Annotated in this window: 23 protein-coding genes and 2 tRNA genes; 20 read left to right on the forward strand and 5 right to left on the reverse strand. The window is 67.2% G+C overall.

Annotated elements, in window-relative coordinates:
• The 4 genes from ACTHQS_RS07695 to mctP all read left to right on the forward strand — a co-directional run bounded on the left by ACTHQS_RS07695 (position 1) and on the right by mctP (position 2,552).
• Positions 1-71, forward strand: a tRNA-Ala gene (locus ACTHQS_RS07695).
• Between the two features lie 167 nt (positions 72-238).
• Positions 239-311 (forward strand) — tRNA-Ala (locus tag ACTHQS_RS07700).
• A gap of 196 nt (positions 312-507) precedes the next feature.
• Complete coding sequence (locus ACTHQS_RS07705) at positions 508-879, forward strand: DUF3311 domain-containing protein (RefSeq protein WP_440167529.1); 372 nt, start codon at positions 508-510, stop codon at positions 877-879.
• Positions 876-2,552, forward strand: a complete 1,677-nt coding sequence (gene mctP, locus ACTHQS_RS07710) for a monocarboxylate uptake permease MctP (protein WP_440167531.1) — start codon at positions 876-878, stop codon at positions 2,550-2,552. The genes ACTHQS_RS07705 and mctP overlap by 4 nt, the downstream gene beginning before the upstream one ends.
• A 58-nt stretch (positions 2,553-2,610) precedes the next feature.
• Here mctP and ACTHQS_RS07715 read toward each other — a convergent pair whose 3' ends face one another.
• A complete protein-coding gene (locus ACTHQS_RS07715) occupies positions 2,611-3,984 on the reverse strand; it encodes a class I SAM-dependent methyltransferase (RefSeq protein ID WP_440167533.1) in 1,374 nt (457 codons plus the stop codon).
• Positions 3,985-4,031: 47 nt separating this feature from the next.
• Between ACTHQS_RS07715 and ACTHQS_RS07720 the strand changes: the two genes are divergently transcribed.
• The 6 genes from ACTHQS_RS07720 (at position 4,032) to ACTHQS_RS07745 (ending at position 10,774) form a co-directional block, all read left to right on the forward strand.
• Positions 4,032-5,114 carry an FAD-dependent oxidoreductase gene (locus ACTHQS_RS07720; RefSeq protein ID WP_440167534.1) on the forward strand — a complete coding sequence of 361 codons (1,083 nt, stop codon included), beginning with the start codon at positions 4,032-4,034 and terminating at the stop codon, positions 5,112-5,114.
• Complete coding sequence (locus ACTHQS_RS07725; protein WP_440167536.1) at positions 5,114-6,322, forward strand: class I SAM-dependent methyltransferase; 1,209 nt, start codon at positions 5,114-5,116, stop codon at positions 6,320-6,322. Before ACTHQS_RS07720 ends, ACTHQS_RS07725 begins: the two co-directional genes overlap by 1 nt.
• Before the next feature lie 181 nt (positions 6,323-6,503).
• A complete protein-coding gene (locus ACTHQS_RS07730) occupies positions 6,504-7,703 on the forward strand; it encodes an ROK family transcriptional regulator (protein ID WP_440167538.1) in 1,200 nt (399 codons plus the stop codon).
• Between the two features lie 7 nt (positions 7,704-7,710).
• Positions 7,711-9,063 carry an extracellular solute-binding protein gene (locus tag ACTHQS_RS07735; RefSeq protein ID WP_440167539.1) on the forward strand — a complete coding sequence of 451 codons (1,353 nt, stop codon included), beginning with the start codon at positions 7,711-7,713 and terminating at the stop codon, positions 9,061-9,063.
• 2 nt (positions 9,064-9,065) lie between these two features.
• Positions 9,066-9,947, forward strand: coding sequence for a carbohydrate ABC transporter permease (locus tag ACTHQS_RS07740; RefSeq protein ID WP_440167541.1), 882 nt, complete (start codon positions 9,066-9,068; stop codon positions 9,945-9,947).
• 38 nt (positions 9,948-9,985) lie between these two features.
• Positions 9,986-10,774, forward strand: coding sequence for a carbohydrate ABC transporter permease (locus ACTHQS_RS07745; protein WP_440167998.1), 789 nt, complete (start codon positions 9,986-9,988; stop codon positions 10,772-10,774).
• On the opposite strand, the gene ACTHQS_RS07750 is transcribed toward ACTHQS_RS07745, so the two are convergent.
• Positions 10,771-10,968, reverse strand: a complete 198-nt coding sequence (locus tag ACTHQS_RS07750) for a hypothetical protein (protein ID WP_251046755.1) — start codon at positions 10,966-10,968, stop codon at positions 10,771-10,773. The two genes, ACTHQS_RS07745 and ACTHQS_RS07750, sit on opposite strands and share 4 nt — an antisense overlap.
• Before the next feature lie 134 nt (positions 10,969-11,102).
• On the opposite strand from ACTHQS_RS07750, the gene ACTHQS_RS07755 reads away from it, so the two are divergent.
• The 7 genes from ACTHQS_RS07755 to metE all read left to right on the forward strand — a co-directional run bounded on the left by ACTHQS_RS07755 (position 11,103) and on the right by metE (position 19,901).
• On the forward strand, positions 11,103-12,110 hold the full coding sequence (locus tag ACTHQS_RS07755) for an AAA family ATPase (RefSeq protein ID WP_440167542.1): 1,008 nt from the start codon (positions 11,103-11,105) through the stop codon (positions 12,108-12,110).
• A 6-nt stretch (positions 12,111-12,116) separates the two neighbouring features.
• Entirely contained in the window at positions 12,117-13,019 is a 903-nt protein-coding gene (locus ACTHQS_RS07760; RefSeq protein ID WP_440167544.1) for a DUF58 domain-containing protein, read from the forward strand.
• Entirely contained in the window at positions 13,009-13,485 is a 477-nt protein-coding gene (locus ACTHQS_RS07765) for a hypothetical protein (RefSeq protein WP_440167546.1), read from the forward strand. Before ACTHQS_RS07760 ends, ACTHQS_RS07765 begins: the two co-directional genes overlap by 11 nt.
• Positions 13,485-15,461 carry a VWA domain-containing protein gene (locus ACTHQS_RS07770; protein WP_440167999.1) on the forward strand — a complete coding sequence of 659 codons (1,977 nt, stop codon included), beginning with the start codon at positions 13,485-13,487 and terminating at the stop codon, positions 15,459-15,461. Before ACTHQS_RS07765 ends, ACTHQS_RS07770 begins: the two co-directional genes overlap by 1 nt.
• Positions 15,458-16,174, forward strand: coding sequence for a hypothetical protein (locus tag ACTHQS_RS07775; protein WP_440167547.1), 717 nt, complete (start codon positions 15,458-15,460; stop codon positions 16,172-16,174). The genes ACTHQS_RS07770 and ACTHQS_RS07775 overlap by 4 nt, the downstream gene beginning before the upstream one ends.
• Positions 16,175-16,513: 339 nt before the next feature.
• Positions 16,514-17,479 carry a methylenetetrahydrofolate reductase gene (locus ACTHQS_RS07780; RefSeq protein ID WP_440167549.1) on the forward strand — a complete coding sequence of 322 codons (966 nt, stop codon included), beginning with the start codon at positions 16,514-16,516 and terminating at the stop codon, positions 17,477-17,479.
• Between the two features lie 91 nt (positions 17,480-17,570).
• A complete protein-coding gene (gene metE, locus ACTHQS_RS07785) occupies positions 17,571-19,901 on the forward strand; it encodes a 5-methyltetrahydropteroyltriglutamate--homocysteine S-methyltransferase (protein WP_440167551.1) in 2,331 nt (776 codons plus the stop codon).
• A gap of 22 nt (positions 19,902-19,923) precedes the next feature.
• On the opposite strand, the gene ACTHQS_RS07790 is transcribed toward metE, so the two are convergent.
• From ACTHQS_RS07790 to ACTHQS_RS07800, 3 genes are all read right to left on the reverse strand, one after another.
• The gene (locus ACTHQS_RS07790; protein WP_440167554.1) at positions 19,924-20,604 is read right to left on the reverse strand and encodes a hypothetical protein; all 681 of its coding nucleotides are present in this window, start codon (positions 20,602-20,604) and stop codon (positions 19,924-19,926) included.
• A gap of 125 nt (positions 20,605-20,729) precedes the next feature.
• Entirely contained in the window at positions 20,730-21,236 is a 507-nt protein-coding gene (locus ACTHQS_RS07795) for a DUF2004 domain-containing protein (protein ID WP_440167556.1), read from the reverse strand.
• Positions 21,237-21,281: 45 nt separating this feature from the next.
• Entirely contained in the window at positions 21,282-22,199 is a 918-nt protein-coding gene (locus tag ACTHQS_RS07800) for a LysR family transcriptional regulator (RefSeq protein ID WP_440168000.1), read from the reverse strand.
• 96 nt (positions 22,200-22,295) lie between these two features.
• On the opposite strand from ACTHQS_RS07800, the gene ACTHQS_RS07805 reads away from it, so the two are divergent.
• From ACTHQS_RS07805 to ACTHQS_RS07815, 3 genes are read left to right on the forward strand one after another with little or no spacing between them, the layout of a single operon-like run.
• A complete protein-coding gene (locus ACTHQS_RS07805) occupies positions 22,296-23,693 on the forward strand; it encodes an NAD(P)/FAD-dependent oxidoreductase (RefSeq protein WP_440167558.1) in 1,398 nt (465 codons plus the stop codon).
• Positions 23,690-24,421, forward strand: a complete 732-nt coding sequence (locus ACTHQS_RS07810) for a DUF1365 domain-containing protein (RefSeq protein ID WP_440167559.1) — start codon at positions 23,690-23,692, stop codon at positions 24,419-24,421. The genes ACTHQS_RS07805 and ACTHQS_RS07810 overlap by 4 nt, the downstream gene beginning before the upstream one ends.
• Complete coding sequence (locus tag ACTHQS_RS07815; protein WP_440167561.1) at positions 24,418-25,788, forward strand: class I SAM-dependent methyltransferase; 1,371 nt, start codon at positions 24,418-24,420, stop codon at positions 25,786-25,788. Before ACTHQS_RS07810 ends, ACTHQS_RS07815 begins: the two co-directional genes overlap by 4 nt.
• Positions 25,789-25,823 lie beyond the last annotated feature (35 nt).

Here is a 25,823-nt window from a genome sequence, read left to right on the forward strand (position 1 = left end):
GGCTGTGGCGCAGCTGGTAGCGCACCTGCATGGCATGCAGGGGGTCAGGGGTTCGAGTCCCCTCAGCTCCACCGGTAAGTCCGCCGGAACCATCATGGTTCCGGCGGACTTTTTTGTTTGCACGTCCCCGCGGGTGCCCCGGGCACCGCCGCCCGGCCGCCGATTGGCGTCCAGCGGAAAAGTGCATTACTCTGGTCAGGTTGCTCCGGGGAATTCGACCGGAAGAGACAAGTAGTACGGGGCTGTGGCGCAGCTGGTAGCGCACCTGCATGGCATGCAGGGGGTCAGGGGTTCGAGTCCCCTCAGCTCCACCGGTACACGGGAAAAGGGAACCATCACCAGGTGATGGTTCCCTTTTTTGTTGCCACCGGCAACTGCTCGTGGGGCAAAAGTCTTCCGGCGCAGGTCAAAGCGCGGTACAACTGTGATTGAGGGCACATCGTCCCGCCACCGGACTGCTTTCATCCAAGGCGGCGGCCGCGGGACGGGCTGACGAGGAGGTCGCAGATGTCCCACGCAGACGGTTACAGCACCAATGGCGAAGCCTTTCCCGAAGAGTCGCGCCTGACCCGGGATACCGCCATCCGCGGACCGGCCAGGCCGGCTCCCTATATCGGCGCCGGGATCCTGCTTGCCGCCGCCATTCTCTTGCCCCTGATGCCCCAGCTCTACGCCTTTGACGCGCCGCGGCTGGGCGGGCTGCCGTTCTTCTACTGGTACCAGCTGCTCTGGGTGCCGGTTTCAGCAATACTGACCGGCTCTGCTTACTGGCTGGTCACCAAGGAAGACCGACGACGGCGGGCAGAGGTCCGTGCCGGGGGGCCGCCCCGGGCAGGCGCCGGCTCCGCCGGTGCCGGGTTGGGAGGGGACCGGCCATGAACGGACGCGAAATCAACTGGACCGCCTTGGTCATTGTGGTGCTGCTCTTCGTCGTCGTGGCCGTGATGGGCTTCCTGGCGGCAAAGTGGCGCCGGAGTACGGAAGTGGAAGGACTGCACAGCCTGGATGAGTGGGGCCTGGGCGGGCGCGGCTTCGGCACCTGGATCACCTGGTTCCTGTTGGGCGGGGACCTCTACACCGCATACACCTTTGTGGCTGTGCCAGCGGCCATGTGGGCCACCGGCGCGGTCAGCGGCTTCTTCGCCGTGCCGTACACGATCGTCCTGTATCCGATCATCTTCATCATCATGAGCCGTTTGTGGTCCGTATCCCACCGCCATGGCTACGTCACCTCAGCCGACTTCGTGGGCGGCCGCTACGGCAGCCGCTGGCTCTCCCTGGCAGTCGCCGTGACGGGCATCGTCGCCACCATGCCGTACATCGCGCTGCAACTGGTGGGGATCAAGGCGGTGCTCACCGTCCTTGGCCTGGGGAGCTCCGACAACGTCCTGCTGACTGACCTGCCGCTGATCCTGGCTTTCGTGGTCCTGGCTGCCTACACCTATACCTCGGGCTTGCGCGCCCCGGCGATGATCGCCGTCGTAAAGGACCTGCTGATCTACCTGGCCGTCATCGTGGCCGTCATCTACCTGCCCATCAAATTCGGTGGCTGGGACACCATCTTCGACGCCGCCCAATCCAAGCTGGGCACCGTGAACCAGGCAACGGGCAAGCCGGCAGGCGTCTTTGTCCCCGGCGCGGCAAACTACTCCGCTTACTGGTCCCTGGCGTTGGGCTCGGCCATGGCGCTGTTCATGTACCCGCACTCGGTCACGGCGGTGCTGGCATCGAAGGCCCGCAACACCATCCGCCGCAATGCCGCCATCCTGCCGCTGTACTCGCTGATGCTCGGCTTCCTGGCGCTGCTGGGTTTCGTGGCCATCAAAGCGGGTACCAAGCCGATCGACCTGGACGGATCGGTCAATCCGCAGCTGGTGGTTCCCCAGCTGTTCCTTGACCATTTCCCGGCCTGGTTTGCCGGGATCGCACTGGCAGCCATTGCCATCGGGGCCCTGGTGCCGGCAGCGATCATGTCCATCGCAGCAGCGAACATGTTCACCCGCAACATCTACCGGGACTTCATCCGCCCCGACGTCGACCCCCGGACCGAGGCGAAAGTTTCCAAGATCGTCTCCCTGGTAGTGAAGGTGGGCGCCCTGGTCTTCGTAATCGCCATGGACCAGTCGGCGGCCATCAATATGCAGCTGCTGGGCGGCATCTGGATCCTGCAGACCTTCCCCGCGGTGGTGGCGGGCCTCTACACCCGGTGGTTCGACCGTTGGGCCCTCCTGGTGGGCTGGGCGGTGGGCATTATCTTCGGAACCGTCTCCGCCTACAACGTGGTCAACCCCGTGACCAAGGCCCATTTCGGCGGTTCGGTGGCGCCCATCCCGGGCACTGACTTCAGTGTCTACATCGCGGTGTCGGCGTTCGCGCTGAACCTGGTTGTCGCCGTCGTGCTGACCCTGGTGCTGCGGGCCCTCAAGGTCCGGACCGGCGAGGACCTCACCCGGCCTACGGACTATGCTGCCGACGAAACGGACCCGAAAGTGGTGCAGATCGAAAAGACCCAGCACTTCACCCAGCCGGGCGGACCGTCCCCGGTGGCCTGATCCCGGGGTTCCAAGCCGCCCTCCTGCCGGGTTACGTCCCGGCAGGAGGGCGCTTTCGTCACACCCAAGTGGTGCGGCGCAGGGGAGGTTCCTGTCCGCCCGGCCGGCGCACCAGTACCTGGTTGACTCCGGTGAGGCCGTTTTCGAATCCCAGGGCGCTGGCTGTCATGTACAGCCGCCACACGCGGGCGCGGCCCTCCCCGGCCAGCTGCACCGCTTCATCCCAGTTCTGCTCCAGGCGCCTGACCCAGGCCCGGAGGGTCAGGGCGTAGTGGCGGCGAAGGGCCTCCACGTCGAGGACTTCGAACCGGGCGGTTTCCAAGGCCGACACCATCTCGCCGAGGCTGATCATTTCGCCGTCCGGAAAGACATACCGGGGGATGAACGAGTCCGGATCGGGGCTGGTTGGCCCGGCGTTCCAGGAGATGGCATGGTTGAGCAAACGCCCGCCGGGGCGGAGCAGCCCGAAGAGCGCCGCGGCGTAGGCAGGGGTTTGTTCCCGTCCCACGTGCTCTGACATCCCGATGGAACTGATGGCGTCGTACGGCCCGTCCTGCACATCCCGGTAATCCTGCACCCGGATCTCCACACTGTCCGTGAGGCCAGCATCGGCTGCACGCTTGCGGGCCAGGATGGCTTGCTCAGTGGACAGCGTCACGCCCACCACCCTTGCGCCGTACCTGGATGCTGCATGGAGCGCGAAGCTGCCCCACCCGCACCCCACATCGAGGACCCGCATTCCGGGCTGGAGGCCCAGCTTGCGGCAGACCAGGTCCAGCTTGGCCTCCTGTGCTGCGTCCAGGCCGCCGTCCAGGCCGTCATCCAGGCCGTCGTCCAGGCCGTCGTCCAGGCCGCCGCCGGCAGGCGCGCCGTTGTCCGGCCATACGGCGCAGGAATAGACCATGGAGCGTCCAAGCACCAGGGCATAAAAGTCGTTGCCCACGTCGTAGTGATGCGAGATGGCGGCCGAATCCCGGCCCCGGGAGTGCATCCTGCCTTTCTTCGCAATGCGCGCCTCCTCGGGCGGCGGAGCGGGGTTGGGTCCAATGGCGCCGAGCCGGACCGCGGTGCGCAGCAGCAGCCAGAGCTCGCCGGCGGAAAGCGGGCGGAACGGACCGGGCTCGGCGAACTTGCCGGCCGAACTCAATGCCGTGAAGGCTGCGAAGATATCGCCCGGGGCGTCGATGTCACCTGCAACGTACGCCCGGCTCAGGCCCAGCTGCCCCGGCGACCAGAGCACGCGCCGCAGTGCCTTCCGGGACTTGAACTCCAGGACCGGCGCACCTGCGGGGCCGGCTTCCGAACCGTCCCACGCCCGCAGCCGCAGCGGTATCTCTTCCGTTCCGAGCACCACCCCCAAGGCCCTTGCCAGCCGTGCTGCGTGGCCTGTGTGTCCGGTTCCGGTCAGTGCGGGGGCTCCTCCAGTTTCCATGGGCCTACCCTAAAGCCGCGCTGCCCTCCACGACTATCATTGGCGGGGTGATTCCTGAGCGAACCGACGTTGTGGTCATCGGGGCGGGCCAGGCAGGCCTGTCGGCCGCGTACCATCTCCAGCGCCGGGGGCTGGACTTTGCCGTGCTCGACGCCGAGGAAGGTCCCGGAGGCGCGTGGCGGCACCGCTGGAAGAGCCTGCGCATGGCCACAGTCAACGGGATCAGCGACCTGCCGGGTATCGCCAAACCCGACGTGGATCCGGCGGAGCCCAGTTCCCAGTTCCTGAGCCGCTATTTCGGAAGCTATGAGACTGAATTGGGCCTCCCCGTCCACCGGCCCGTCAGGGTGCGCGCCGTCAGGCGCGAAGACAGCAATCCTGCCGGGCAGCTGCGGATCGAAACTTCCGACGGCGACTGGAGCGCCAAGGCACTCATCAACGCCACGGGAACATGGACCCGTCCGTTCTGGCCCATCTACCCTGGGCAGTCGACGTTCCGCGGCCGGCAGCTCCACGTGGCCGATTACGTCTCAGCAGACGAGTTCCGCGGCAAGCATGTGATCGTGGTGGGCGGCGGCATTTCCGCCGTCGGGCTGCTGGACGAAATTTCCCGGGTCACCACCACCAGCTGGTTCACCCGCAGGGAACCGGTCTGGCGGGATGCCCCCTTCGACGCCAAGGCCGGCCATGATGCGGTGGCATTGGTGGAGGAGCGCGTCCGCAAAGGACTGCCGCCGCTAAGCGTGGTGTCGGCAACGGGCCTTATCTGGACACCCGCGCTGCGCGCCGCCAGGGAGAGGGGCGCCTTGGACCGGCAGCCGATGTTCACCTCCATCGAACCCGAGGGCGTCCGCCGCGCCGACGGCAGCCTGCTGAGGGCCGACGTCATCCTCTGGGCCACCGGCTTCCGGGCGGAACTGGAACACCTTGCGCCGCTTCACCTGCGGGGACCCGGCGGCGGAATTGCCATGGACGGGACGCAAGTGGCAGCCGAGCCGCGCGTCCACCTGGTGGGGTACGGCCCGTCGTCGTCCACCATTGGCGCCAACCGGGCCGGCCGCGCAGCGGTGGCCGCCATCCTCAAACTGCCTGGAATCAGGACGGTGGCGGAACAGGTAACGTGGGGTTGATGCCCCGGGAACCGGGGCCGGCAAAGGCAACAGAAGGCGGCAGGACACCGGTGGCAGCAGACACCCTGGACGACATTTTCCACGCGCTGCGCCGGCGGCCCGATGTGGAGGCGCCCAACCTGCAGGCCTGGGACGCCACTGACCGGCTGCTGCTGGAGACGGCAATGCAGCTGGGCAGGTCGGGCAGCACGGTGGCCGTGATCGGAGACCGCTACGGCGCACTGACGCTCGGCGCTTCCGCGGTACTTGCCCCCGGGCCGCTGCGGGTGCACCAGGATCTCATCACAGGTGAAAGGGCATTGCGGCTCAATGCAGCCGCCCTGGCAGAGGCAGCCGGTACCGACGGCGCCGGGCCCGGTTTCGTCCAGCTGCCCCTGGGCCCTGAATTGTTGGCGGGAGCGGACACGGTTTTGCTTCAGCTCCCCAAGACCCTCGCGGAGCTGGAGGAGATTGCGGCCGCGGTGGCCCGGTATGCCGTACCGGATGTCCGGCTGCTGGCAGGTGGCCGGGTGAAGCACATGTCACTGGGCATGAACGCGGTCCTGGAGCGGTACTTCGTTTCCGTGCAGCCCCAGCTCGCGCGGCAAAAATCGCGGGTTCTCCTCGCCGCCGGCCCCAAACCCGCTACGGACTCCCCGCGCTTTCCTGTGGTGGAGCACCTTGACGAGCTGGACCTGGACGTAGCGGCGCACGGCGCTGTTTTCGCCGGCGCCAGGCTGGACATCGGCACGCGCTTCCTGCTGACGTTCCTGCCGGCGATGAAGCCGGCGCGGCACGCCGTGGACCTGGGCTGCGGCACCGGGATCCTCGCCGCAATGTATGCCAGGCAGTTCCCCGCCGCTGCCGTGACGGCAACGGACCAGTCGGCCGCCGCCGTGCAGTCCACGCTGGCCACCGCCGGCGCGAATGGACTGGCGGACCGGATCACCGTGCTGCAGGACGATGCGCTCAGCACGTTCCCCGACGGCGCCGTCGATGCCGTCCTGCTGAACCCGCCCTTCCACGTCGGTGCCGGCGTCCATGCAGGGGCAGGGATGAAGATGATTGAAGCGGCCGGACGCGTCCTGGCTCCCGGGGGCGAGCTGTGGACCGTCTACAACCGGCACCTGGCCTACCTGCCGGCCCTGGAGCGGTATGTAGGACCCACCGTGGTGGAGGGCAGGAACCCGAAGTTCACGGTCACCCGCAGCACGCGCAGCTCCCGCTGACCGTTCCATCCCCTTCACCAGCCACGACATCCGCCGCGCCGCTCCCCGCACGTATGGGCGGGGAGGCATGCTTAACGTACGATTCAAAGCATCACGACCGCCAGGTAGCCGAAGACGTTTAGGGGACACAGTGTCTGAGATCCGCCAATCCTCTCCGAGACGCGGAACCAACTTGCCCAGGATGGGGGACTTCAACCTCACCGTCATCCTCGACGCAATCCGCAGGACATCGGGCGGGCTGAGCCGGGTGGAACTCGCCCAGATCGTTGGCCTGTCGCCCCAGACCATCTCGAACATTTCCCGCCGCCTGCTGGACCAGAACCTGATCGTTGAGGCCGGCAAGGAGGGCAGCGGCCCCGGCAAGCCGCGCACCATCCTCCGCCTGAATCCCGGCGGCATGTACGCCCTTGGCGTGCACCTGGACCCGGCCGTGACAACTTTCGTGGTGCTGGATCTCGTGGGCGCGGTGGTGCGGCACTCACGGATCAAGACCCCCGGCGGAAACGATCCCGCCGCCGTTATCGCCACCATCGCCGCGGAACTTGCCCAGCTCGTCGAAGATTCGGGCGTGGACCGCGGCCGGATTGCAGGGCTGGGAGTGGCCGCGCCCGGTCCCATCGACCTGGACCACGGCACCGTGGTGGACCCGCCGCTGCTTCCCGGGTGGGACAGGGTGGAACTGCGGGACGCACTGGCCAAGGCCACCGGCTACTCCGTGCTGGTGGACAAGGATGTGACCAGCGCCGCGGTGGCGGAAACGTGGGCAGGCGGCCCCAGCGGAGCCGGCAGTTTCGTGTTCATGTACATGGGGACCGGCATCGGCTGCGGGATCGTCCTGAACGATGAAGTGGTCCGCGGCACGTCGGGCAACGCCGGCGAAATCGGCCACATCATCGTGGACCCGGACGGTGCACCGTGCGACTGCGGCCAGCGGGGCTGCGTGAAGTCCTCGTGCATCCCTCAGGTGCTGGTGGCGCAAGCGGAGGCCGCGGGAATCCTGGAGGGTGCGCAGGCCAGGAGCGCCGCGGAAATCCAGCAGAGCTTCACTGAGCTGTGCGGACGAGCCTATGCAGGGGATGAACGGGCTGCTGCCATCCTGGACAAGTCTGCCGCCCTGGTTGCCCGGGCCGTCTCAGTGGTCACCAACACCCTTGATGTCGAGCGGGTGGTCTTCGGCGGGCCCTTCTGGACCTGCCTGTCGCAGCGCTACCTCGAGCTGGTCCCGCCGCTGCTGGATGCCAACAGCGCCGCCCGCCTGATCCATCCCATCGAGGTTGTGGGCACAGGAGTGGGGGAGGACGTGGGAGCCATCGGCGCAGCGTCGCTGGTCCTTGAACATACCCTCGCTCCCCGGGCCCAGCGGCTCCTGTTGGAAAGCTGAGTGCGACATGTTACGCCGGATATCCAAGACAGCATCACTGGTGGCCGCCGCAGTCCTGGTCCTCACAGCCTGCACGCCTGCCGACCCGTCGGGTGGAAGCAAGACCATTAAGGTGGCCTACCAGAAAACGGACTCGTTCACGGCCCTGGACAGCATGTTCCAGGACGCGAAGAAGGAATTCGAGGCCGCGAACCAGGGCGTCACCATCGAGCTGCAGCCCATCCAGGCCAACGACGACGACTACGGGACCAAGCTGGCCCTGGCCCTGCGGTCGCCCTCCACCGCCCCTGACGTCTTCTACGAAGACACCTTCAAGGTCCGCTCCGACGTGGACGCCGGCTACCTCCTGAACCTGGACAGCCGCCTGTCGGGGTGGGGGGATTGGGCCAAGTTCGACGCCGGCGCCAAGGAAGCGGGGAAAGCGGACGACGGCGGGACGTACGCGGTGCCGCTGGGCACCGACACGCGGGCCATTTGGTACAGCAAGAAGGTCTTTGCCGCTGCCGGCATTGGCCTCCCGTGGCGCCCGTCGAGCTGGCAGGACATCCTGGACACCGCCAGGAAGATCAAAGCCTCCCAGCCGGACGTGGTTCCCTTCAACATGTATGCCGGCAAGGGCACCGGTGAAGGAAGCGTCATGCAGGGCTTCTACGAGCTCCTGTACGGCACCGGAGCCGGCCTCTATGACCAGGATTCGAAAAAGTGGGTCGTCGGTTCGGCCGGCTTCAAGGATTCGCTGGCCTTCCTCGACACGCTGTATGGGGAGAACCTGGCCGTCGCTCCGGCCGAAGCCCTTGACCCGAACATCTGGAAGAAGGTGTTCGGGGAGTGGTTCCCCAAGGCAAAACTCGGCGCAACCGTGGAAGGCTCCTACGCGCCGTCGTTCTGGCAGGACGGCGGAAGCTACGCCTGGCCTGAGTACGGCCAGGACATGGCCGTGGCGCCGTTCCCCACCCAGGACGGGAGGGCCCCCGGCGCGGTCAGCATGTCCGGAGGGTGGACCCTGGCCGTTGGCGCTGAGACCAAGCAGCCCGATCTCGCCTTCAACTTCCTGACCACAGCCCTCAACGCGAAGAACTCCCTGGCGTTCACGATGGCCAGCTCGCAAATCGCCGTGCGCACCGACGTCGCCGCGGACCCCGGCTACCAGTCCGGCAACCCGTTCGTGAAGGATGTGTCCGGCCTGGTGGCGGTCACCAGGTACCGGCCCGCAACATCCGACTATCCACGGATCTCCGCTGCCGTGCAGGAAGCCACCGAAGCCGTGATTACCCGCACCAGGACTCCGGAGCAGGCGGCCGCCGACTATGACACGGCCGTGGCCGGCATAGTGGGCGGCGACAAAACCATCCGGAAGTAAGCGTGCGGGCCAGCCACCGCACACGGCATGTGCTCGGCTACGTGCCGGTCGTGCCTGCCGTCGTGCTCCTGCTCGTGTTCCTCGCCGGCCCCGTGCTGTGGGCCTTCCACGCCTCGCTCACCAACGCCGGACTTACCGGCCGGCACGCGAAGAACCCGGAGTGGGTGGGCCTGGACAACTACCAGCGGCTGCTGCAGGACCCGGTCCTTCCGCTGTCGCTCGCGCTGACCGTCCTGTTCGTTGCCGGTTCGGCGATCCTGGGCCAGAACGTGCTGGGACTGGCCCTTGCCGTCCTGATGCGGCGTGCGCGTCCCGTGGTCTCCGCAACCGTTGGCACCGCCGTCGTGGCCGCCTGGGTCCTGCCGGAAATCGTGGCGGCGTTCGCGGCCTACGCCTTCTTCAGCCGGGACGGGACGCTGAACCAGCTGCTGGGCGGGTTGGGGCTGGCAGGAACAGACTGGCTGTATGCCGTTCCCATGGCAGCGGTGGTCCTGGCGAACGTCTGGCGCGGCACTGCCTTTTCCATGCTCGTGTACCGGTCCGCACTAAGTGGTGTCCCCGGCGAGCTGACCGAGGCCGCGCAGATGGACGGCGCCGGTGCCTGGCAGCGGCTGGCGTTCATCACGCTGCCGGTCATCCGCGGCAGCATTGCCACCAACCTGATGCTGGTCACGCTGCAGACCCTGGCTGTCTTCACCCTGATCTGGGTCATGACCGCCGGCGGCCCTGCCAACGCCAGTACCACACTGCCTGTCCTGGCCTACCAGGAGGCCTTCAAATTCGGGGACATCGGCTACGGCACCGCCGTCGCCACGGTCCTGATCCTCATCGGGGCCGTGTTCGGGGCAATCTATCTCCGCCTCCTGAGGGAGCAGCGGCCGTGACCGCCCCGCACAAACAGGCCCGCAGCACCTGGGCGGACATGGTGCTGCTGCTGGTTGGCGCCTGCTTCCTGCTGCCCCTGCTCTGGCTGGTCCTCGGTTCACTGGACCCTGCGGCCGGGCACGCGGTCAAGATCCCGCGGCAGCCCGGCCTGGACAATTTCGCCGCCGTCCTCACGCCGGAATTGCTGTTCCGGCCACTGTGGAACAGCCTGGTGCTGTCCGCCGGGACAGGGGTGGTGACACTGGCAGCCGCCGTGCTTGCCGCGTACCCGCTGTCCCGCTACCGGTCCCGCTTCAATACCCCGTTCATGTACGGCATCCTCTTCGGGACCTGCCTGCCCATCACCGCCATCATGGTGCCGGTCTACGGCCTGTTCGTGCAGCTCCGGCTGCTGGACTCCCTGCCCGCGACGGTGCTTTTCCTGGCCGCCACCAGTTTGCCCATGGCGATCTGGATGACCAGGAACTTCATGGACGCGGTACCGCTGGCCCTGGAGGAAGCGGCATGGGTGGACGGCGCCTCCAGGCTGGCCGGCCTGCGTTCGATCGTGCTTCCCCTCATGGGCCCGGGCCTGGGCGTGGTGTTCATCTTCGTGTTCATCCAGGCCTGGGGGAACTTCTTCGTCCCGTTCGTGCTCCTGCTCTCCGAGGGAAGCCAGCCGGCAGCAGTTTCGATCTTCAGCTTCTTCGGCCAGCACGGGGCAGTTGCCTACGGCCAGCTGGCCGCATTCTCGATCCTCTATTCGGTTCCGGTCCTGGCCCTTTACGCCATCGTGTCGCGCGGTTCCGGCAACTCGCTGGCCCTGTCGGGAGCTGTCAGGGGTTAGTCGATATCCTCGAGCACCACGCCGAAGGGGAGGGTATCGTCCAGGTGGGCCTGGTGCCCGGTGGGGTTATTGACCACGCGGACGCCGTGCAGTTTTTCGGCCGCGGACTGCATCAGGACGGGCCTGACTGTGTCGATGACCATCTGGCTCTTGTCGGCGAGATATTCCTTGTAACTGGCTGGAAGCTCAATCATGGCAACAGAATAGACCCGCGGCCTCCTCATGGGGAGGGGTGCCCATTGCCGGGCCCAAAACCTGCGGCTTGGATAGGATGGCGAACGGGACACGTCCGGCCCGTGCGCCCAACACCGTCATCAGGGGGAAACCAGTGCTTTCGACCAGCGTGCCCGCAAGAATCCAACCTGCGGAGCTGGCCAGGGTGCAGCAGGTGGCCGCCAACATTTCGCGCAGTTTCGACGCGAAAGTGGTGGGGCAGTCCCGGCTGCGGGAATCATTGCTGGTGGGCCTGCTGACCGGCGGCCACATCCTGCTGGAGAGCGTCCCGGGGCTGGCCAAGACCACAGCCGCGCAAACCCTGGCCGACGCCGTCAGCGGGGACTTCCGCCGGATCCAGTGCACCCCGGACCTGCTGCCCAGCGACATCGTGGGAACCCAGATCTACGACGCCGCCAAGGGCACCTTCCACACCCAGCTCGGCCCGGTCCACGCCAACATCGTGCTGCTGGATGAAATCAACCGCTCCAGCGCCAAGACCCAGAGCGCCATGCTGGAGGCGATGCAGGAACGCCAGACGTCGATCGGAGGGCAGGACTACCGCTTGCCCTCACCGTTCCTGGTCCTGGCCACCCAGAACCCCATTGAGCAGGAGGGCACCTACCAGTTGCCCGAAGCACAGATGGACCGGTTCATGCTCAAGGACGTGCTGGACTACCCCAGTCCCGCCGAAGAGGCCGAGATCATCCGGAGGATCGACGCCGGTGTCTATACGCCTGGACAGAAGCCCGCGGCGGCCGCCTCCCTGGATGCGGTCACCGAAATCCAGGAACTGGCCACGCGCGTCTACATCGATCCGGCGGTCATCAACTACATCGTGGGGCTGGTGTACGTGACCCGGAACGCGTCCCAATACATTGATGCCAGGCTTGCAGGGTTCATCGAGTTCGGCGCCAGCCCCCGTGCCAGCATCGCCTTCAGCCAGGCAGCCCGTGCGGTGGCGCTGCTGAACGGCAGGGACCATGTCATCCCCGAGGACGTCAGGTCGCTGGCCCACCGCGTGCTGCGGCACCGGCTCATCCTGAACTTTGACGCTGTGGCCCAGCAGGTCCCGGTGGAATCGGTGATCGACGCCGTCGTGGCCGCCGTCCAGACCCCCTGACCCCGCATGGCCAGCCTCCTCCAGGGCGTGAAATCGAAGATGGCCATCTTCGCGCGCCGCAAAGCCCGCGGCATGCTCGACGGCGAATATGGTTCCGTGTTCAGGGGCCGCAGCCTGGACTTCGATGACCTGCGCGCCTACGTGCCCGGTGACGAGGTCCGCGATATCGACTGGAAGGCGTCGGCACGCCACGGCTCGCCCCTGATCCGGCGGTACGTGGCTGTCCGCCGCCAGACTGTCCTCCTCGTCACCGACACGGGCCGCAACATGGCGGCGGAGGCGCGGTCCGGGGAAGTGAAAAAAGACATCGCCGTGTTGTCCCTCGGCGTCCTGGGCTACGTGGCCCACCGGCACGGCGACGTGGTGGGGCTGGTGTGCGGCGATTCAGCGGCCACCCGCTCGTTCCCGGCGAAGAGCGGGGAGGCCCACCTGGAACGGCTGCTGCAGCACGTGGACACCCACACCGCCCTGGAATCGGCCGCCAGCAGGATCCAGGACCAGCTGGACTATGTGGCGCGGAATGTCAAAGGCCGCCACCTGCTCTTCGTCGTCGCTGACGAGTTGGCAGCGGACGCTGGCACCGGCCGGCTCCTGCGCAGGCTGCGCGCCCAGCACGAGATCCTGTGGCTGACGGTCAGGGACGCGGAGCTGGTGCCCCCACCCGTGGCCGGGGCAAGCCCAAACACCGGCCGGGACTCCTACAGCGTGGCCGATTCCTCCTTCCTGGCCTGGCAGCCGGCCACGTCTGCCGCGGTGGCGGCTGCCTATGCCAAAGCCGCAGTGGAACGCGACGCTGGCCGCAAGGCCATGTTGCGCACCGCCGGGATCACGGAGGGGGAAGTGGCCGGCAGCGGGGACGTCATCACCGGCCTGTTTGCCCTCCTGGAGAGGCACAGGCGTGGGGGCTGATTCCGGATTCTACGGCCCGCTGCAGTACAGCCCCGCCTGGCTATGGTGCGGCGCGGCACTGCTGGTCCTGGTGGCAGGGTGGTACGTCTTCGTGCTTGCCACCACCCGCCCGGCTCCACGCACCAAACCCGGCAGCGCCGGCTCCCGGTCCGCCCTGACGGAGCTGCCTGCACTCAAGGCGGCGTACCTGCAGCGCATCCATGATGTGGACCGGGAGGCGGCGGCGGGAAACATTGAGGCACGTGCAGCTCACCAGGAGATCAGCCTCCTGCTGCGCGCGTTCGTCCGGGACGCCACGGGAGTCGATGCCACCAGAATGACGCACCAGGACCTGGCCCGGCACCCGCTTCCTGCGGCGGCCCGTGTCATCGAGGCCCTGTACCCTGCCGAATTCGGTCCAGGCCCGTTGCCGTCCGTGGCTGCGTCGGCAGCAAAAGCGTCCGAGGCGGTGCGGACGTGGAGCTGATGTTTTGGTGGCTGCTGCCGCTGGCCGCAGTTGCCGCGGGGGTGGCGGCATGGGTTGGGCTGCGCAGGAACCGGGGGGCCAACGCACGACGACGGCCCGTGGCACACGCCGACAGGCTCACCGCGCTCCCGGCATACCAGGCAGCCCTCCGGCGGCACCGCCGCTGGCTGGCAGCGGCCGGCACCGCCTGCGCCGTGCTGCTGGTCTCCACGGCCGTGGCGGCAGCGCGGCCCGCTGACGTGACCACCATCCGGCCGGAGCAGCACAACCGGGACATCATGCTGTGCCTGGACGCCTCCGGCTCCATGAGCAGTGCCGACGCCGCCGTAGTGGACGTCTTCGCCGGCCTGGCGAAAAAGTTCGACGGCGAGCGGATCGGCCTGACCATCTTCGACAGCAGCGCCATCCAGGTGTTTCCGCTGACCGACGACTATGCCTACGCCCAGGAGCAGCTCCAGGACGCCAAGGACGCCTTCGACGGCAAGCCCGGCAGCTCCGGCTTCCTGGACGGCACATGGAACGGCAGGGGATCCTCACTGATCGGGGACGGCCTGGCATCCTGCCTCAACAGTTTCCCCGGCTTAACCGGCAGGCCTCCCAGGGCAGCCGGCGAGGCCACAGACGGCGGCAGCATCCCGGCGCGCTCGCGGTCCGTGGTGATGGCCACGGACAACTTCCTTTCCGGCGAGCCGATCATGACCCTGGACCAGGCCGCGCAGATGGCCAAGGAGCGGTCAGTACACGTCTACGCACTGAACCCGGGCGACCTGGACTATGGCAGCGGTCCCGGCCAGCCCGGCGCCCAGTTGCGGGCTGCCGCGGAGTCCACCGGCGGTGCGTACTATGCCCTGGACAGTCCCGACTTAGTGCCCGGCATCGTTGCCGCCGTGGAGCAAACCGAAACAACAGCGATCCAGGGCGCGCCACGGGCCGTGTTCTCGGAAGTTCCGGGACTGCCGCTGGGTGTTGCCCTGTTGTCCGGGGTGGTCCTGTGCGCAGTCCTGTGGCGCCTGCAGCGGACACCCCTGCGCAGAAGGGCGTGGCTGCGGCGGGCGACCATTGTCCTGTTGCTCCTGGCAGCAGCCCTGCGGCCCAGCCTGCCCGGCGGCTCCGTGCAGGCTGCCACCGCCGACCTGAACGTGTTCTTTGTGGTGGACACCACCCCCAGCATGGTGGCCGAGGATTACGGCAACGGGGCTCCGCGGCTGGAGGGTGTCCGCAAGGACATCAAGGCCATCGCCGAAGAGCTGCCCGGTGCCCGCTTTTCCGTGATCACCTTCGACACCACGGCGCACGTCCGGATGCCGCTCAGCACCGACACCCTGGCTTTGGAAACCATCACGGACGTCATTGAACCGCAGGTGACCGCGTACGCCAGGGGCAGCAGCATCACCGCGGCCAACCAGGTGCTGTCCGAGCGGTTGGCCGCTGCCCGCGACAGCCAGCCCGACCGGCCCAGGCTGGTGTACTACCTGGGCGATGGCGAGCAAACCAGCGGAAAGGAGCCGGCCACTATGAAGGTCGACGACGGATTGGTGGCCGGGGGAGCGGTGCTGGGTTACGGGACGTCCGGCGGCGGGAGGATGAAGAAGAACACCGGGCAGCCTTCCGACGGCGGCGGCACACAGGGCGGGAACGTTCCTCCGGCGCGGCCGGACTATGTGCAGGACACCCGGCCGGGCAGCTCCGGGGACGCGCTCTCCGTCATCGATGAGGGCCGGCTGCGGAACATCGCCTCCCAGCTGGGCGTGCCCTACGTCCACCGTGCCGCCGGCGCACCGGTGGCGGACATGCTGCAGCAGGCACATCCCGGCAAGCCGGAACATTCGGATCAGGACGGTTCGCTGTCAGCCGCCCGCGAACTCTATTGGATCTTCGCCGCCGGCGCGTTCCTGCTGGCCTTACCGGAAGCGGTGGGCACTATCCGGCAGCTCCGCGGGCTCCGGCCCACGCCTGTGAAAGGGAGCGGACGGTGAACGCCAACGTCCGCAGGCGCCGGCTGCTGCTGTGGTCCGCGCTGCCCGTGCTCCTGGTGCTGTGTGCTGCCGCCAAGCTCCTGAGCCTGGGCATGCTCGCCCAGCGGGCCGCCGCCGGTTTCGAGGCAGGAAACGCGTCCGCGGTGCGCACGGCGGCCGGCGGCCTTGGGATAGCCAACATGGTGGAGCCGCACAAGGCGCCGTTCGCCGCCGGTGACGCTGCCGTGCTGGCAGGTGATGACGGGACGGCGAGAGCCCTGTTTGAACAGTCACTGACGATGGTCCCGGACGGCTCCGGTGACGAATGCCCGGTGCGGGTGAACCTGGTCCTGGTGATTGAGCGCCTGGGTGACCAGCGCCTCCAAGCCGGCGACCCGGCGTCGGCCGTTCCCCTCTTCAGCCAAGCGCTGGACGTTGCCGGGCAGGCACCGGAAATCTGCCTGTCAGGGGAGGCGGATCCTGGAGCGGGTGGCCGGTTGGCGGAGGCCAGGGAGCGGCTGGAAAACAAACTCGAAGCCGCCGGACACCCTGCGGACCAGGCATCTGCACCGGCCGGGGAGCCGTCCGCGGACACCTCCGGTGACACACGGCAAAACCAGTTGGACCAGCTGCAGGACAGCGCCCGGCAGGCCGAGCGCGAGCGGAACAGCGGGCGTGAACGGGAGGAGTACCTGGACGGCTCCGATCGGACCACTCCCGACCGGCCCTGGTAGGAACGGGCGCCGGCAGGACAGGTGCGGGCGAAGAAAATTCTGTCGCCGCAAGAAACAACCCGTAAAACTGCGTCTTAATTCGGAGCCGACTTGTCCGGGGCCCTGCGGCACCCCTAGAGTCTTATACAAGTTACCGCGGTAACGTGTCAGCGATCCTCTTCGGAGGGTGTGGGTGCCCCCATGTGGGCCTGACATTTGCTCACGGACTACTTCATTACAGGCGTAACAGTCGCGGCTGCGTCCTCGTGGAGTCCCTCCGTGTTCCCCAAACTCAAATTCATTGCCGGTTGTCCGTCTCTCCAGGCAGGCACCCCCAATGGCCCAAAGCCAAGGACGCAAATGTCACCACCAAGCCTTATTGACGCACATCCCCAACTAGCCGACACCGCCCCGGTGGCGCTCTCCTACGAGCTGTTCCCGCCGCGTTCGCCCGCGGCAGCGGAGACCCTCTGGACCACCATCCGGGAGCTGGAGACCACTGCGCCCGACTACGTCTCCGTGACCTACGGCGCCAGCGGATCGAACCGGGACACCGCCCTGGAGCTCATCAACCGGCTCCTTGTCGAAACCACGCTGCGGCCGCTGGCGCACCTGACCTGTGTGGGCAACACCCCGCAGGAACTCGCTGGAATCATCGCCGAATTGCTGGACATCGGGGTGCGCGGCATCCTTGCCCTGCGCGGCGATCTCCCCAAGGACGGCGGCCGACCGGCAGACGGATCCCTGCGGTACGCCCAGGACTTGATCGACCTCATCCGCCGGGTGGAGCAGCGCCGTTCGGCCCTGCTGTGCGCCGGCAAGATCGCGGTTGGCGTGGCGGCGTACCCCACCCGCCATCCGGAGTCACCCAGCGAGGACCACGACGTCGAAGTGCTGCTCGCCAAGCAGCGTTCCGGTGCAGACTTCGCCATCACCCAGGTGTTCTTCGAAGCCGCGCAGTACGAGGACCTGCTCACCCGTGCGCGGCGTGCCGGCGTGACCATTCCCATCATCCCCGGCGTCATGCCGTTCACCAGCCTCCGCCGTCTCAACAGGCTGGGGGAGCTGGCGGGAGTGGAACCCTCGCCGAAACTGATGGAACGCCTCGCGGCCGCCGACAATGACATTGAACGGCTCCACATCGGCGTCGACGCCACCGTTGACCTGGCCAATGCTGCCCTGGATGCCGGAGCCCCCGGCATCCACCTCTACACGTTCAACGAGCACCAGAGTGCGCTCGAAGTCCTGGACAAGCTGGCCTTGCCGCGCCATAACCGCAGCAGCCACGCCCGAAGTGCCGTCGCCCGGCCCCAGCTGGCCGTCTGACCGGCAACCCTGCACGCAAAACAGCACTGCTCCACGCTAGACAGCACTGCCACGCCCTTTCTGACCTACCTCCGACCTGAGGACTATTGCCATGCCTGAAAACAACACCCCCTTCCCCTCCGCCTCCCTTCTGGGCTACCCCCGCATCGGCCGCCGCCGCGAGCTCAAGAAGGCCGTCGAAGCCTACTGGGCCGGCAGGATCGACGCCGCCGCCCTTGACGCTGCAGCCAAGGACATCCAGCTGGCCATCGCCAAGCGGCTGCAGGAACTCGGCCTGACCGAAGCCGCGGCGGTTCCCGGTACGTTCTCCTATTACGACCAGGTCCTGGACACCACCGCCCACCTGGGCGCCGTGCCCGCCCGCTTTGGCAAGCTCCTCAACGCTGACGGGCAGCTGGACATCGACGGCTACTTCACCCTGGCCCGCGGCACCAAGGACCAGCAGCCGCTGGAGATGACAAAGTGGTTCGACACGAACTACCACTACCTGGTGCCGGAGATCGGCCCCGAAACCGAATTCACCTTGGCCTCCACCGCCAAGGTCGACGAGTTCGCCTTCGCCCTGGCCAACGGCATCGAGACCCGCCCGTACATCGTCGGCCCGGTCACCTACCTGCTGCTGTCCAAGGCTTCCGACGACGCCCCGGCCGGCTTCGCGCCGCTGTCCCGCCTCGAGGACATCCTGCCGGTGTACGTCCAGCTGCTTGACAAGCTGGCCGCCGCCGGCGCCGGCTGGGTCCAGCTCGACGAGCCGGCCCTGGTGGTCGACCAGGACACCCCGGCCAAAGAGGTGGAAGCTGCCGTTGCCCGCGCCTACGAGGTCCTGACCGCTGCTGCCCACCGCCCGCAGATCCTCGTGTCCACTCCATACGGTTCACTCGACGGCCAGCTCGGCACCCTGGCTGCCACCAACATCGACGCGCTGCACATCGACGTCTTCAAGGGCGCCGTTCCGTCCGCTGCCGCACTCGCTGGCCTGGGCAGCAAGACCCTGGTTGCCGGCGTCGTGGACGGCCACAACATCTGGCGCAACGACCTCGCCGCATCCGCCGCAAAGCTGGACGAACTGAAGGCCGCCGCCGGAAAGGTGGCAGTCTCCACGTCCACCTCCACCCAGCACGTCCCGCACGACGTTGCCGAGGAAACCCAGCTGCCCGCGCAGCTCCGCAGCTGGCTGGCATTCTCCGACCAGAAAGCCGCGGAGGTCACAACCTTGGCCTCCTACCTGGCGGACCCTGCCTCCGCCAAGGCCGCGATCGACGAGGCAACCGCCGTCATCGCGTCCCGCGCCACCGCCGAAGGCGTCCGCCGCGCGGAGGTCCGCGCCCGCACCGAAGCCCTCACCGCAGACGACTTCACCCGCTCCGACTACGCGGTCCGTGAAGCAGCCCAGGCAGAGGCGCTGCACCTGCCGCCGCTGCCCACCACCACCATCGGGTCCTTCCCGCAGACGTCCGGGATCCGCTCGGCCCGTGCCCGCAATATCAAGGGCGAGCTGAGTGATGAGCAGTACGAGCAGCTCATGAAGGACGAGATCAAGCGTGTGGTGGACCTGCAGGAAGAGCTTGGCTACGACGTCCTGGTGCACGGCGAGCCCGAGCGCAACGACATGGTCCAGTACTTCGCCGAGAACCTTGAAGGCTTCGACGTCACGGTCCACGGCTGGGTCCAGTCCTACGGCTCCCGCTGCACCCGCCCGTCCATCCTCTGGGGCGACGTCACCCGCAGCGCCCCCATCACGGTCAAGTGGGCGGAGTACGCGCAGTCCCTGACCAGCAAGCCGATGAAGGGCATGCTCACCGGTCCGGTCACCATCCTGGCCTGGTCCTTCGTCCGTGACGACCAGCCCCTGGGCGAAACCGCCAACCAGGTGGGCCTGGCGCTGCGCGACGAGATCGCCGACCTCGAGGCCGCCGGCATCAAGGTCATCCAGGTGGACGAGCCCGCCCTGCGCGAACTGCTGCCGCTGCGCAAGGCAGACCAGGCCGGGTACCTGAAGTGGTCCGTGGACTCCTTCCGACTGGCCACCGCCGGTGCCGCCGATTCCACCCAGATCCACACCCACCTCTGCTACTCGGAGTTCGGCGTGATCATCGATGCCATCGACGGCCTGGACGCCGACGTCACCTCCATCGAGGCTGCCCGGTCCCGCATGGAGGTTGTCCACGACCTCGAGGCCCACGGCTTTGGCCGCGGCGTCGGCCCGGGGGTCTACGACATCCACTCGCCGCGCGTCCCCGGCGAGCAGGAAGTCACTGAGCTGCTCCGCACCGCCGTCAAGCACGTCCCCACCCGCCAGCTGTGGGTCAACCCGGACTGCGGCCTGAAGACCCGTGGCTACGCCGAGACGGAAGAGTCCCTGCGGAACCTGGTCAAGGCCACCCAGGCGGTCCGCGCCGGCCTGCTGGAAACAGCCAAGTAAGACAGCGCGCGACGCCGGCGGGTCACCTAGGGTGGCCCGCCGTCGTCGTCTCTTTCATCCTCAGGGCGCTGACGAACAGCCATACAGTCCAGGCCACGATTGCCACAATGCCCACCAGCGTGGGCAGCGAGTTGGCAGCGGAGAATCCCGACGCTCCAATGATCCAGCCCTGTGCCAGGTAGGCCAGCCCGGACAGCGCCATGAGGTAGCCGATCACCCGGGAAACGTGGTGCGTCCCGGCGACCACGATCCCGAAAAGCACCAGTGCGGTGCCCAGCATGAAGTTTTGGTAGCTCCGCATTCCCCATTCCAGCCACCGGATGCCTTCCGCCGTGGCGAACCGCGCCGCCTTCTCCGGCTCCGGCGCAGCGAGCCACGCATCCACCGCCTGCTTCAGGGCCACGCCGTCCACCGCCTGCAGGGCAGCATAAAGGGCCAGGGCGGCCGCGGCGGAAAGTACACCGAAACGCGCGGTCCATGCCAGGGCGTGCCGGCTGACATCAACGGCGGTCCAGAGTGACACCAGCCCGGCGCACACCAGGGCCATGCCCAGGAACTGGCCCAGATGGACCGCGGTCCAGGGACCGCTGTTGGCGTACGCGGTGAACGAGGCAACGTGGTCATTGGCGTCGTGGGACTCTGCGTGGAACAGGCCGGCAACAATCGAGACCGCCACGCCGGCAATGAGGAGGGACGCAGCCAACCGCCAGCTCCTGCGCCTGCCGTCAACCGTTTCCATGGCCCGCCCGCCGTCGTGCTTCAACCATCATCGATTGCTCCATAACTGCCGTTATGAGCACCCATAACGGCATTTATGGACCAATCGATTTATGACTCCCAGACGATCTCGTCGTCCACCACGCCGTCCTGGTCAGCGGAAGCCACCAGGACCTCGTCGGTGAAATGCTCCCCGAGGGTGAAATCCAAAACGAAGTACCGTTCCGGCTGGCCGGGGTAGATGGCCACGTGGCCCAGCTTCAGGGCCTTGAGGAACACTTCGTTGGTGAGCTGGCTCCGGTCCTGGACACCGAACACCTTGTGCAGCTGTTCTTCCTTGAGCGCGTTGCAGTGGAAGTGCAGGTACTCCTGCGGGCTGGTGCCCTCCTGCTCCAGCTCTTCAGCAATCATGTCCCGGACTTCGTCCACCAGTTCGGGCAGGAAGCGAAGCCGGTACTCGACTTTGCGCAGCGCGGCTTCATCGAACTGGTCGTGGGCGTTGATGTTCAGGTCGAGTTCCAGCGGATGGCCGCGCAGCTCATGCTTGGCGGCGAAGAGATGATCCATGCCGTGGTTGAGCTCAATCTCCCCAAAGTGCTGGCTCGCTACCTTGTTCATAGTCTCAACATAGACCCGAAGGGCAGACCATTCCAGCGTTCCGGCCTAATTCACCGCGGTGCGCATCCCTGCGAGGGTTTCGGCCAGCAGGTCAACGAAAAGCTGCACGCGGGCAGTTTTCCGGTCATTGATCAGCAGCGCAAACACGTTCCGCGCCAGCCGGATTTCCGGTACGTCCAGTACCACCACGCCTGCGGGTTTGTTCCGCAGCGCCAGTTCCGGCACCAGGGCAGCGCCCAGGCCGGCAGCTGCCATCTCAAGGCTGGCGTGAAAATCATCGCTGTGCGCCACCACCCTCGGATGCAGGTTGCAGCCGGCGAAGAGGCGCTCGATCACCATGGCGTCGCTGGTGCCGGGATGATGCATGATCCAGGGCATTTCCGACAGGTGGTCGGCCGCCACCTTCGCGTCGGCCCGGAAGCCCCAGGCGGCAGGCAGCACCACCCTGAAGTCGTCGTCGCCGATCCACTGCCGGTTTATCGTGTTGGGCCACGCGAAGCCGGTCTGGCCCACCTGGAACACCACGGCCAGGTCCAGGTCACCGCCGGTGCGCAGCCCCTGGATGGTCTGGCCGGGTTCTGCCACCGAGACCCGCAGGTCGATGCCGAGCTTCTTCCACGCCGGATTCTTGAGGATCCGCGGCAGGACGTACGTGGCAAGGCTGGGAAAGATCCCCAGCCGCAGTTCCTGGCTTCCAGTGTCCTGCGTCCGTGACGCGGCGGCCATCAGGGCTTCGATGTCCGTGAGCACCTTCGCGGCGTGCCGGGTCATGACGACGGCGGCTTCCGTAGGGATCACGGCGCGCGCCGAACGCTGGAAGAGGGTGACGCCCGTTTCCCGCTCCAATGCCGACATCTGCTGCGAGACGGCGGAGGCCGTGTAGCCGAGGGTTGCGGCCGCCGCAGCGAACGAGCCCAGCCGCGTGACCTCCAGGAGGGTCTTCAGGTGCACGGGATTTACCACCAGTTCACAGTACTGCACCCATCCGCCGCCGCGGCCGCGCCGAATTGCCGTCTGTATAACCAGCACAGCGGCAAATGTTCAGCAGAGGAGCATGAAGTGTCACTTGACCCAGCAGTAAGTGCAGGCGGCCGGCGGCGCATAGCCGTGATCGGCAGCGGAGTGGCCGGATTGACGGCCGCCTATGTACTGAACAGGCAGGACGACGTCACCCTGTTTGAGTCGGATTCACGGCTGGGCGGCCATGCCGATACCCATGACCTGCCACAGGCCGGTGGGAGCGTCATTGGCGTGGACACGGGGTTCATCGTGCACAACGAACGGACCTATCCCACCCTGCTGCGGTTGTTCGCCGAACTCGGCGTCGAAACCCAGGACTCCGAGATGAGCATGTCCGTCCGCTGCGATGGCTGCGGACTGGAATACGCCGGCGCCCGTGACGGTGCCCGCGGAATCATTGCCAGGCCCTCCAGCCTGCTGCGCGGCCGCTACCTGCTGATGCTGCTGGAGGTTACCCGCTTTTACCGGAAGGCGAGGGAGCTGCTCAGGTCGGCGCCGCCGTCGGCCGTCAGCGACGAAGTTGACGTCCCCGAGCTGACGCTGGGCGAGTTCCTGGAGCGGGAGAAGTTCAGCCCGTATTTCATTTCCCACTTCATGACCCCGGTTGTCAGTGCCGTCTGGTCCTGCGATCCCACCACCGCCCTGGCTTATCCGGCCCGCTACCTTTTCACGTTCCTGGGCCACCACGGCATGCTGGGCATCAAGGGCTCACCGCAGTGGCGCACCGTGACCGGCGGCTCGGCACGGTACGTCGAAAAGCTTGCCGCCACGCTCCCCGACGTCCGCCTGAACACTCCCGTGACCGCCATCCGGCGGCAGCCCGATGGTGTGGAGCTGGCAACGGCTGGCGGGCTGGAAGACTTTGACGCCGTCGTGATCGCCACCCATCCGGCGCAGGCGCTCGGGTTCCTGGCCGACGCCACGCCGGAGGAGAAGGAGGCGCTCGGCGGGATGCCCTACTCGGTCAACCACACCGTGTTCCACCGGGACCCCGCGGTCCTGCCCGCGGCGGACAACGCCAAGGCGTCCTGGAACTACCGGCTCCCCGCCTGCGACGCGCGCCCGGACAAGGTGCTGGTGAGCTACGACCTTACCCGGCTGCAGCGGCTCGAGCCGGCGGACGGCCGGCCCTACCTGGTGAGCCTGGGTGAGTCCGGGCTGATCTCCGACAGCGCGGTGCTGGAACGGATGGTGTATGAACACCCGCAGTACACGCCTGAGTCCCTCAGGGCCCAGCAGGCCATCGCGGCGCTAAGCGACAGCCGGATCGCGTACGCCGGGGCGTACCTTGGCTGGGGCTTCCACGAGGACGGCGCCCTCTCCGGGGTACGCGCTGCGGAGAAGCTGGGGCGTGCCTGGCCGGTTGCCCGGGCCGCCGATTCCGTGGACTCCACCGGCGAGGGGGAGCGGGAACTGCTGTCGGCAGAACCCGCGTGACCATGGAGGCCTCGATCTACCGCACATCCATTTCGCACGTGCGGCGTACCCCGTTGAAGAACGCGTTCACCTACCGGAGCTACAGCTGGTTCGTGGACGTCGATGATCTTCCCCGACTGCCCTTCCTGCTCCGGCCCCTGGCGGTGTTCCGCGCCGGGGACCACCTGGGCGACCCGGACGCCGGCATCCGTTCCAACGTGGAGCGGTACCTGCGGACCCAGGGCATCGAGCCCGACGGCGGCGCCATCCACATGCTGACCAGCGCCAGGGTTTTTGGCTACGTCTTCAATCCCCTCACGTTGTTCTGGTGCTACCGCTCCACAGGCGAGCTCCAGTGTGTAGTGGCCGAGGTCCACAACACCTACGGGGAGCGGCACTGCTACCTGCTGCGAACCGACCCCAGCGGCCGCGCCTCGGTGCCGAAGGCGTTCTACGTTTCCCCTTTCAACGACGTCGACGGGCAGTACCGGATGAAGCTCCCCGCGCCCGGGGACAGGCTTGCGGTGTCTATCGTCCTGGAGCGTGAAGGGCAGCGCCCCTTCGTGGCCACCATGGACGGCCGGCGCAGGCCAGCCACCGTTTCCAACGTCCTCGCCGCGGCTTTGACCGTCCCTGCCGCGCCGCTGCTGGTATCCGCCCTGATCCGGGTCCAGGGCATTAAACTCTGGGCAAGACGCCTGCCCGTCGTTGCCAGACCACATCACCCTTCACAGGAGGCAGTTCAATGACAATGACTGACGACAACGGAACGGCTTCCGTCGACAACAAGGCCCACCGGGCGTCCGCCGCGCACACCCCCGCAGCCTGGACCGCAGGCGGTGTCCCCGCTGCGCCCGCCACCATCGATCCTGAACTCTGGCCCGGTGTTGCCCAGCCGCCGTCGGGCGTTAAGGCCGAGGTGGCCGGGAAAGCTGCCGGCCTGCTGTTCAGGGGCGCGGTCAAGCGCCTGCCGCTGCGCGTTGAATACCCGGACGGTTCGGTCCTGGGAACGGGTGGACCGGAGGCCCCCGTCATGACCATGCTGCGGCCCGCGGCGTTTGAGGCCCGCATCGGCGACAACGGGCTGATCGGCCTGGGCGAATCCTTCATGGCCGGTGACTGGGAGGCCTCGGACCTGGCCGCGGTGCTTGAAGTCTTCGCCGCCTCCGTGGACACACTCATCCCCATGCCGCTGCAGAAGCTGCGCTCGCTGTACCTGCCGCGGACGCCCCGCCAGGAACGCAACGCCGAACAGAACACCCGCAGCAACATCTCCCGGCACTACGACCTGTCCAACGAGCTGTTCTCCAACTTCCTGGACTCCACCATGAGCTACTCCTCAGCCTGGTTTCCGGAGCAGGCCGGCCCCCTGTCCTCGGCGGCCTGGGATTCCCTGGCGGAGGCCCAGCAGGCCAAGATCGACCGCCTCCTGGACAAGGCCGGCGTGGGGGAAGGCACCCGGCTGCTGGAAATCGGCACCGGCTGGGGCGAGCTTGCCCTGCGGGCCGCTGCCCGGGGCGCCACCGTCTACAGCGTCACGCTGTCCAGCGAGCAGCAGGCACTGGCGCAGGAACGCATTGCGGCTGCCGGGTTCGCGGACCGCGTGACAGTCGCCCTTCAGGACTACCGTGCGGTGGAAGGGGAGTACGACGCCGTGGTGTCGGTCGAGATGATCGAGGCAGTGGGGTACGAGTACTGGCCCATCTACTTCCAGACGATCGACCGCGTCCTGGCCCCGGGCGGAAAGGTGGCCATCCAGGCGATCACCATGCCGCACGGGCGGATGCTGGCCACCCGCAACGCCTACACCTGGGTGCACAAGTACATCTTCCCCGGCGGTTTCCTGCCGTCCGTCCGGGCCATCGAGGGCGTGACCCAGCAGCACACCACCCTCCGGGTGCGGGAGCGGATGGGCATGGGCGACCACTACGCCGCCACCCTGCGGCTGTGGGAGGAACGGTTCCTTTCCCGCTCCCGCGAGGTGGCGGAGCTCGGCTTTGACGCCGTGTTCCAGCGGATGTGGCTGTTCTACCTCTGCTACTCGCGCGCCGGCTTCCAGTCGGGCTACCTGGACGTCCAGCAGATTGTGCTGGACCGACGGGAGGTGCAGCTGTAGTTTCACGGTGTATCCAGGCGTGGAACAGGAGGAAG

It is taken from the genome of Arthrobacter sp. SAFR-044, from assembly GCF_051965175.1.
Classification (GTDB): domain Bacteria; phylum Actinomycetota; class Actinomycetes; order Actinomycetales; family Micrococcaceae; genus Arthrobacter.

Coding starts and splice junctions, on each gene's coding strand:
- ACTHQS_RS07705 (WP_440167529.1), top strand. CDS start 508: ATGTCCCACGCAGACGGTTACAGCACCAATGGCGAAGCCTTTCCCGAA.
- mctP (WP_440167531.1), top strand. CDS start 876: ATGAACGGACGCGAAATCAACTGGACCGCCTTGGTCATTGTGGTGCTG.
- ACTHQS_RS07715 (WP_440167533.1), bottom strand. CDS start 3,984: ATGGAAACTGGAGGAGCCCCCGCACTGACCGGAACCGGACACACAGGC.
- ACTHQS_RS07725 (WP_440167536.1), top strand. CDS start 5,114: ATGCCCCGGGAACCGGGGCCGGCAAAGGCAACAGAAGGCGGCAGGACA.
- ACTHQS_RS07730 (WP_440167538.1), top strand. CDS start 6,504: ATGGGGGACTTCAACCTCACCGTCATCCTCGACGCAATCCGCAGGACA.
- ACTHQS_RS07735 (WP_440167539.1), top strand. CDS start 7,711: ATGTTACGCCGGATATCCAAGACAGCATCACTGGTGGCCGCCGCAGTC.
- ACTHQS_RS07745 (WP_440167998.1), top strand. CDS start 9,986: ATGGTGCTGCTGCTGGTTGGCGCCTGCTTCCTGCTGCCCCTGCTCTGG.
- ACTHQS_RS07750 (WP_251046755.1), bottom strand. CDS start 10,968: ATGATTGAGCTTCCAGCCAGTTACAAGGAATATCTCGCCGACAAGAGC.
- ACTHQS_RS07760 (WP_440167544.1), top strand. CDS start 12,117: ATGGCCAGCCTCCTCCAGGGCGTGAAATCGAAGATGGCCATCTTCGCG.
- ACTHQS_RS07770 (WP_440167999.1), top strand. CDS start 13,485: ATGTTTTGGTGGCTGCTGCCGCTGGCCGCAGTTGCCGCGGGGGTGGCG.
- ACTHQS_RS07780 (WP_440167549.1), top strand. CDS start 16,514: ATGTCACCACCAAGCCTTATTGACGCACATCCCCAACTAGCCGACACC.
- metE (WP_440167551.1), top strand. CDS start 17,571: ATGCCTGAAAACAACACCCCCTTCCCCTCCGCCTCCCTTCTGGGCTAC.
- ACTHQS_RS07795 (WP_440167556.1), bottom strand. CDS start 21,236: ATGAACAAGGTAGCGAGCCAGCACTTTGGGGAGATTGAGCTCAACCAC.
- ACTHQS_RS07815 (WP_440167561.1), top strand. CDS start 24,418: ATGACAATGACTGACGACAACGGAACGGCTTCCGTCGACAACAAGGCC.